Raw genomic sequence first — 690 nt, 5'->3', positions numbered from 1 at the left:
CCTGGTGCACCCGGATGCCTCGAGCGCCGGCCGCGGCGGATCCGAGCGCCAGCGCGCCGTAGGCATCGTCGAGCACGACCACTTCGCCGTCGCCGAGGCCGTCGGTGAGCGCCGCCGCCTCATCGAGGATGAGCCGGTCGGCGGCATCCGACGCCTCGAGCCCGCGCCCCTCGACGTCGGGGTGGCGTCGCAGCGCGCCGAGCTCGAATGGCATGCGTCAAGGGTATGCCGCGGTTCCGGACCGGCCCCGCTCCGGGCTCCGGATGCACCTCGCAGGTGCGTTTGCTACCCTCGACCCCGCATGCGGGAAACAGACCAGCGGCTTTCGGGGGAACGGCGCGCGGCTCGACACGGGGCCGCGGGCCGTCGTTCTGCTGCGCCCGCAGCGTCCAGCCGCCCGTCTCGCTCGACGCCCTCGACGCCCTCGACGGGGTCCCTCCTCCGGCCGCTCTGGACGAGCCGTCGTATATTGCGGAGCTCGGCGTTCAGCTGCGCGCACGGAGGCCGACGTCGACGTGTCGTGAAGCGGTGCTGGTACGCGCGCAGCTCGTCCTTCGTCGGCCACCCGCCTCGGGGTGCTCGGTGTCGGCCGCGATGGCGATCGGTGGAATCCCGAGGAGCTCGCTTGGCTCGGAGCATGAGGGTGCCGCGGATCCGCTCGGAGGCGCTGAACGGCGCGACCTATGATCT

Annotated in this window: 1 pseudogene; it reads right to left on the bottom strand. The window is 72.8% G+C overall.

Annotated features, from left to right (window positions below):
• Positions 1–214, bottom strand: a pseudogene (locus GH736_RS23860) (SAM-dependent methyltransferase); the annotation flags it as partial.
• Positions 215–690: the final 476 nt, after the last annotated feature.

The organism is Agromyces humi (assembly GCF_009720255.1).
Taxonomy (GTDB): domain Bacteria; phylum Actinomycetota; class Actinomycetes; order Actinomycetales; family Microbacteriaceae; genus Agromyces; species Agromyces humi.
The sequence above is the reverse complement of the archived record's forward strand: the minus strand, read 5'-3'. Positions and strand labels throughout refer to the sequence as shown.